Raw genomic sequence first — 1,741 nt, 5'->3', positions numbered from 1 at the left:
CGCCACCGTCACCCGCATCGCATCGATCAACCCGCGCCCGGCGGCCAGCCGTCCCTCGCGCAGCACCGTGACCTTCTTGCCGGCATAAGTCGCGATCGCTCTCACGACATTGAGCCCGATCTGCACATGCGCCGAGGGGGCAATGCCGGCCGAGACACTGTCGATCCGGGAGAAGTGCGGCGCCATCGCATCGAGTGCGGCAAAGGAGAGGGCGGGCAGGCTGCTGAGCCCCGAAAGCGCGAAGGTGCCCTTGGCCCTGGCTGCGGCATCGAGCCCAGCGATGCCGGCGACGAAACCGGTGCTGTCGGCGATATCGGCATAATCGATGTCGAGATCGATGCAGGCCTCGACCACCTTATAGGCATCCTTCCTGAAGGTCTGGAACGGCCCCGAGGCATCGACGACGAGATCGGGCCTCAGCCGCGTCAGCTGTTCGGTGAGATCACCGTCGCGATCGAAGGCCACTGCCTGCACCATCGCGCCGAGATTGTTGCTTCCCAGGCCCTCGGCTCCATCTTTCGGCGTCCGGAGATCTGCAACGAAATCGTCGGCCTTTTCAAGCGAGCGCCCCGCAACCAGCAGCCTGAGCCTGGGTTGATCGCCAAGCAGCCGGGCAAGCCGCCCGCCGAAAGTGCCGTAGCCGCCGATGATGAGCAGCGAAAACCGGTCGGCGCTCATGAGACGAAGCGGCGCCGCTGCTCCGGCGTCGGCACCATGCAGCTTTGCCGCCCGGCAATCTTCAGCCGGTTGCGGGCGATGAATTCATAGAGCGCATCGGCCACCCGCCGCGGCAGCAGCCGGAAGATCTTGACCAGCGAATAGGGAAAACCGAGGCCCGCCACCATGCGGATCGTGCCGTCGGATTTGAAGAAGCCGCAGCCGTTCTCGATTAGGATATTGGTCTCATAGTCGCGCGCATCGAGCCCGTAATGCCGGTAGAGTGCGGCACCGAGTGGCGTCTGCGCCGCGAGGAAGCGGTATCGCTGCTGCTTGTCATGTTTCAGCACGAATTTCACCCAGCCGGAACAGAACACGCATTCGCCATCAAAGACGATCAGCGGCTGGTCATCGACAAAATCGGGCACATCGGCATCGCTGCGATAGCTGTAAGCGGCACGCGTCATGGTAATCTCCCCATCTCCCGCTTACAACAGCCGGTAGGTGGCGGCAAGCGAAGGCGGCCCATCGGCCGCAATCTCGCCGCGCTCCATGAGATTCTCGATATGGGCGAGCACGGAAAGGGCGGCCGCCCCATGCAGCTTCGGATCGGTGTCGCGATAGATCACCTTCACCATCTCGGCAATCTGAGTGTCGCCCGCCCGCACACGCGTGAGCACCGCCTGCTCGCGCCTGAGGCGATGCGCCTTCAGCGCCCGGAGGAAACTGGCAGGCTCCGTCACCGGCCCGCCATGGCCGGGCAGCAGCAGCCGGTCCTGGCGCTTCATCAGCCGCTCGAGCGATTCCATGTAATCCGCCATCGAACCATCCGGCGGCGCGACGATCGAGGTCGACCAGGCCATGACGTGATCGCCGGAGAAGAGAATGTCGCGGCCCTCCAGCGCAAAGGCGGCATGATTGGCCGTGTGCCCCGGCGTCAGCACCGCCGTCAGCGCCCAGCCGTCGTCCGATAGGGTCTCGCCGTCGCCGATCGTTATGTCGGGCACGAAGGATAGATCCGAGCTTTCGGAGAAGGGATTGATCTCGCCGTCGCGCAGCGGCCGCGCCGGCCGGTGCGGCCCCT

At 64.8% G+C, this 1,741-nt stretch carries 3 protein-coding genes; all 3 read right to left on the bottom strand.

Annotation, left to right across the window (positions count from 1 at the left end; genetic code table 11):
• On the bottom strand, positions 1 to 678 hold a 678-nt coding region (locus MOV76_RS39055; protein ID WP_247266586.1), incomplete at its 3' end, for a saccharopine dehydrogenase NADP-binding domain-containing protein.
• Positions 675 to 1,124: a thiol-disulfide oxidoreductase DCC family protein gene (locus tag MOV76_RS39050; protein ID WP_247266585.1), complete on the bottom strand. Its 450-nt coding sequence runs from the start codon at positions 1,122 to 1,124 to the stop codon at positions 675 to 677. The genes MOV76_RS39055 and MOV76_RS39050, both read right to left, overlap by 4 nt.
• Positions 1,125 to 1,145: 21 nt before the next feature.
• The coding region (locus tag MOV76_RS39045) for an MBL fold metallo-hydrolase (protein WP_247266584.1) at positions 1,146 to 1,741 on the bottom strand (596 nt) is incomplete at its 5' end.

The sequence above is a fragment of the Rhizobium sp. PRIMUS64 genome (assembly GCF_023006465.1).
Taxonomy (GTDB): domain Bacteria; phylum Pseudomonadota; class Alphaproteobacteria; order Rhizobiales; family Rhizobiaceae; genus Rhizobium; species Rhizobium leguminosarum.
This window is presented reverse-complemented; position numbering and strand designations above follow the sequence as displayed.

Excerpts from the sequence above, each read along its gene's own strand:
- MOV76_RS39050 (WP_247266585.1), bottom strand. The coding sequence starts at position 1,124 with ATGACGCGTGCCGCTTACAGCTATCGCAGCGATGCCGATGTGCCCGAT.